The sequence below is a fragment of the Knoellia aerolata DSM 18566 genome, assembly GCF_000768695.1.
GTDB lineage: Bacteria > Actinomycetota > Actinomycetes > Actinomycetales > Dermatophilaceae > Knoellia > Knoellia aerolata.
In genome coordinates this window covers 1-4,396 of the sequence record NZ_AVPL01000112.1, presented here as the reverse complement: position 1 = coordinate 4,396, position 4,396 = coordinate 1, and the positions used below count along the sequence as shown (strand labels likewise).

5 protein-coding genes and 2 tRNA genes are annotated in these 4,396 nt (G+C 67.0%); 4 read left to right on the top strand and 3 right to left on the bottom strand.

Features of this window, described 5'->3' with window-relative positions:
* Positions 1–474 (bottom strand): helix-turn-helix domain-containing protein (locus tag N801_RS18650; RefSeq protein WP_245618513.1); only part of this gene is annotated, 474 nt, incomplete at its 3' end.
* Between the two features lie 113 nt (positions 475–587).
* Positions 588–661: transfer RNA gene (locus tag N801_RS18645), tRNA-Ile, on the bottom strand.
* Positions 662–785: 124 nt separating this feature from the next.
* Between N801_RS18645 and N801_RS18640 the strand changes: the two genes are divergently transcribed.
* From N801_RS18640 to N801_RS18625, 4 genes are all read left to right on the top strand, one after another.
* On the top strand, positions 786–1,526 hold the full coding sequence (locus N801_RS18640; RefSeq protein WP_035940813.1) for an amino acid ABC transporter ATP-binding protein: 741 nt from the start codon (positions 786–788) through the stop codon (positions 1,524–1,526).
* A 67-nt stretch (positions 1,527–1,593) separates the two neighbouring features.
* The gene (locus N801_RS18635) at positions 1,594–2,445 is read left to right on the top strand and encodes a glutamate ABC transporter substrate-binding protein (RefSeq protein WP_035940812.1); all 852 of its coding nucleotides are present in this window, start codon (positions 1,594–1,596) and stop codon (positions 2,443–2,445) included.
* 95 nt (positions 2,446–2,540) lie between these two features.
* Positions 2,541–3,218 carry an amino acid ABC transporter permease gene (locus tag N801_RS18630; RefSeq protein ID WP_035940811.1) on the top strand — a complete coding sequence of 226 codons (678 nt, stop codon included), beginning with the start codon at positions 2,541–2,543 and terminating at the stop codon, positions 3,216–3,218.
* Complete coding sequence (locus tag N801_RS18625) at positions 3,215–4,090, top strand: amino acid ABC transporter permease (RefSeq protein ID WP_035940810.1); 876 nt, start codon at positions 3,215–3,217, stop codon at positions 4,088–4,090. Before N801_RS18630 ends, N801_RS18625 begins: the two co-directional genes overlap by 4 nt.
* A 56-nt stretch (positions 4,091–4,146) precedes the next feature.
* Here N801_RS18625 and N801_RS18620 read toward each other — a convergent pair.
* A tRNA-Asn gene (locus N801_RS18620) sits at positions 4,147–4,219 on the bottom strand.
* Positions 4,220–4,396: the final 177 nt, after the last annotated feature.

Genomic DNA, 4,396 nt, shown 5'->3' with positions numbered 1-4,396 from the left:
ACCTCTTACACAGACCATTTGACACGCCCCGATCCCGCCCACGACGTCCATCTGCCACAGCTCCATCGGTCGGGCGCGTTCCCACCGTTTCCAGTCCTCCCGTCGCCGTCGCCGGGCGGAGGGGTCGATCAGGTTCGCGCGTCGTAACGCCCGGTACACCCCCGACTCCGATGCGGTCGTGTCCTGCTTGGCCAGCTCGAACACGATCCGGCGCGGCCCCCACCCGGGGTGGATCCGACGCAGCTCCAGGACCGCGACCTCGATGTCGGCGCTCATCTGGTGCGGGCACGAGTCCGGGCGGTGGGACCGGTCCGAGAGGGCCTCCAGCCCACCTTCCTCGTAGCGGGTCAGCCACTGGTGCAGGGTTTGCCGCGACACCGACCACGCGGACGCGACTTCCGTGATGGTCCGGCCGTCACCAATGACAGCCAGGACAGCCTTGTAACGCTGTTCAGCCACACTCATCTCCCTCATCGAGGGAGTGTCAAGGATCAGCCGAAGCAGCTGTCAACCATCACCCGGAACACTGTCAGGCATCAGGTGAAGCCCAACCGTCAAACATCAGGCGAAGTCATACACAGTCAGAGTGGGGCGGCTGGGGCTTGAACCCAGGACCGACGGATTATGAGTCCGCTGCTCTGACCAACTGAGCTACCGCCCCTCGAGCGGGGCCGAGCCTACCTGCGAGCGGTGGGCGGACGGCATACCCGTCGAGACGTTGCGAATCGGTGTCGCATCGGCGCAGTCCCGCGTCGCAGCGCACCCGGGGCGGTAGGTTTCCGCTCATGACTGAGCCCCTCGTCGTCCTCAAGGACGTCAACAAGCACTTCGGCGACCTCCACGTCCTCAAGGACATCGACATGGAGATCGGCAAGGGCGAGGTGGTCGTGGTCATCGGGCCGTCCGGCTCGGGCAAGTCGACGCTGTGCCGGGCCATCAACCGGCTCGAGACGATCGAGTCCGGCACCATCACCATCGACGGGAAGACCCTCCCCGAGGAGGGCAAGGCGCTCGCCCAGCTGCGCGCCGACGTCGGCATGGTGTTCCAGTCCTTCAACCTCTTCGCGCACAAGACGATCCTCGACAACATCACGCTCGGGCCGATCAAGGTCCGCAAGCAGAAGAAGGACGAGGCCGAGAAGCGCGGCATGGAGCTGCTCGAGCGGGTGGGCGTCGCCCAGCAGGCCCAGAAGTACCCCGCGCAGCTCTCCGGCGGACAGCAGCAGCGCGTCGCCATCGCCCGCTCGCTCGCGATGAACCCGAAGGTCATGCTCTTCGACGAGCCGACGTCGGCGCTCGACCCCGAGATGATCAACGAGGTCCTCGACGTCATGGTCGGGCTCGCCCGCGACGGGATGACGATGATCGTCGTCACCCACGAGATGGGCTTCGCCCGCAAGGCGGCCAACCGCGTCGTGTTCATGGCCGACGGCCAGATCGTCGAGCAGAACACCCCGGAGGAGTTCTTCACGAACCCGACCAGTGCCCGGGCGCAGGACTTCCTCGCCAAGATCCTCACGCACTGAGGACCCACCGACTCCACGTCTCCACATCCAGGCACGCTCGGTGCCGCCACCACAGGAGGAACACCAGATGAATGCACGACGGATCGGTGCCATCGGCGCAGCCGTGGCGCTCGCGCTCGGCCTGAGCGCCTGCGGGAGCGACGACGGCGGTGACGGCGCCGCCAGCGACGGGGGCGCGACCACCAGCAGCAAGAAGCTCAAGATCGGCATCAAGTTCGACCAGCCCGGCCTCGGCCTCAAGAAGGGCACCGACGTCACCGGCTTCGACGTCGACATGGCCAAGTACGTCGCCAAGGAGCTCGGCACCGCCGAGGCCGACATCGAGTGGGTCCAGGCCCCTTCGCCCCAGCGCGAGACCCTCATCTCGACCGGCCAGGTCGACATGATCTTCGCGACCTACTCCATCACCGACGCCCGCAAGGAGAAGGTCAGCTTCGCCGGCCCGTACTTCATCGCCGGCCAGGACCTCCTCATCCGGTCCGACGACACGAGCATCACCGGCCCCGACTCGCTCACCGGCAAGAAGCTCTGCTCGGTCAAGGGCTCGACGTCCGCGCAGAAGGTCAAGGACAAGTACCCCGGCGTCCAGCTCCAGGAGTTCGCGACCTACTCCGAGTGCCTGCCCGCGCTCTCCACCAAGGGCGTCGACGCGCTGACGACGGACGACACGATCCTCGCCGGCTACGCCGCCCAGGCGGAGTTCAAGGGCAAGTTCAAGGTCGTCGGCAAGCCCTTCTCCGAGGAGAAGTACGGCGTGGGCCTCAAGAAGGGTGACGTCGAGACCTGCAAGAAGATCACCGACGCCATCAACAAGGCCATCAAGGACGGCGCCTGGCAGAAGGCGATCGACGACAACCTCGGCCCGGCAGGCTACAAGGCCGGCGCCAACAACCCGCCCACCCCGGACGCCTGCGCCTGACGCTGGACGTCCCGAACCATCGCGTATGCCGTCCGCTCACCTCCGGGTGGGCGGGCGGCACCCGCGGCCGCTCCAACCCACCTGAAGGGTGACCCATGGGTGAGATCCTGAGGAACTACGACGTCCTCGACGCCTTCTGGATGACGATCTACCTGGCCTTCTTCTCGGCCATCGGCGCCCTGGTCATCGGCACGATCCTCGCGGTCATGCGCGTCTCCCCCGTCGGGGTGCTCCGGTGGGCGGGGACGACGTACGTCAACATCGTCCGCAACACCCCGCTGACGCTCATCCTCGTCTTCTGCTCGCTCGGCATCCTCTACATCCTGCAGGTCAGCCTCGCCGACGAGCAGTCGGCCACGTCGATCCGCGACAACAACATCCGCTGGGCGATCGTGGGCCTGGCCGTCTACCACGCGGCGTTCGTGTGCGAGGCCCTCCGCTCCGGCGTCAACACCGTGCCGCTGGGCCAGGCCGAGGCCGCGCGCTCGATCGGCCTGACCTTCGCGCAGAGCCTGACGCAGGTGATCATGCCGCAGGCCTTCCGCGGTGCCATCGCACCGCTGGGCTCGGTCCTCATCGCTCTCATCAAGAACACGACGGTGGCCTCGATCATCGGTGTCGCCGAGGCCTCCGGGCTGATGAAGGAGATCATGGAGAACGAGACCGCCTCCCTCGGGGTGTTCCTCATCTTCGCCGTCGGGTTCGTCATCCTCACCCTGCCCACGGGCCTGCTTTTCACGTGGATGTCGCAGCGGCTGGCGGTGAAGCGATGAGCACCCAGAACGTCCTCTTCGACGCACCGGGCCCCAAGGCTCGGGTTCGCCACCTCGTCCTGACCTTCATCGGCGGCGTGTTCGTCTTCGGGATCGCCTTCCTCGTGCTCCGCAAGCTCGAACAGCAGGGCCAGCTCGAGGGCTCCCTGTGGAGCCCGCTGGCGACGAGTGACGTGTGGACCGAGTACCTCGTCCCGGGCCTCTGGTCGACGATCAAGGCGGCGGCCGTGTCCATCGTCGGGGCGGTCGCCTTCGGGCTCGTCTTCGGCACCGGCCGGCTCTCGCACCTCGCCCCCGTCCGGTGGGTCTGCGGCGTCGTCGTCGAGTTCTTCCGCGCGGTGCCGGTCCTGCTGATGATGTACTTCGGCTTCTACTTCATCGCGGCCCGTGACCTCTTCGGCGCCGAGAACTACGCCTTCGCGGCCACCGTGATCGCCCTGACGCTCTACAACGGCTCGGTCATCGCCGAGCTGGTCCGCTCGGGAGTCTTCGGGCTGCCGAAGGGGCAGCGCGAGGCCGGGCTCTCGGTCGGGCTCACCCGCTCCCAGTCGCTGCGCTCGATCGAGCTCCCCCAGGCGCTCACCGCGATGCTCCCGGCGCTGGTCAGCCAGCTCGTCGTCATCCTCAAGGACAGCGCGCTCGGCTCGGCGCTGCCCTACATCGAGCTGCTGTCCCAGGTGAAGAACGTCGGCACGGCCTACGGCAACGTCATCCCGGCCTACATCGTCGGCGCGATCCTCTTCATCCTGCTCAACTACGGCCTCACCCTCATCGCCGGTCGGATCGAGCGGCGGATCAACAAGCGTGGCAAGACCGCAGGCGGCGCCACGGCCGTGCCGCTCCCGGGTGCGGTCGTCGACGACACGATCTGACCCGCAGCACACGACGAAGGGCCCGGATCGCGATGATCCGGGCCCTTCGGCCTCTGCTCCCCCGGTTGGACTCGAACCAACAACCTGCCGATTAACAGTCGGCTGCTCTGCCAATTGAGCTACAGGGGAAAGGCGCCGACATGGTGCTGCGTCGGCGCGCTGCGCAACGATAGCAAAGGGTGTGGGCCCCGGCGAAAACGGCCGCCCGGAGCGGTCGTCGTGCCGGGCTGACGGCGGACACCACGTGCACGATCCGGTTCGCGAACCGTCCTCGCGCTTGTGGTGTGCCACGAGTTCACTGACACC

Bases quoted from the DNA above. Each gene is read 5' to 3' on its own strand.
- N801_RS18640 (WP_035940813.1), top strand. From the start codon at position 786: ATGACTGAGCCCCTCGTCGTCCTCAAGGACGTCAACAAGCACTTCGGC.
- N801_RS18635 (WP_035940812.1), top strand. From the start codon at position 1,594: ATGAATGCACGACGGATCGGTGCCATCGGCGCAGCCGTGGCGCTCGCG.
- N801_RS18630 (WP_035940811.1), top strand. From the start codon at position 2,541: ATGGGTGAGATCCTGAGGAACTACGACGTCCTCGACGCCTTCTGGATG.
- N801_RS18625 (WP_035940810.1), top strand. From the start codon at position 3,215: ATGAGCACCCAGAACGTCCTCTTCGACGCACCGGGCCCCAAGGCTCGG.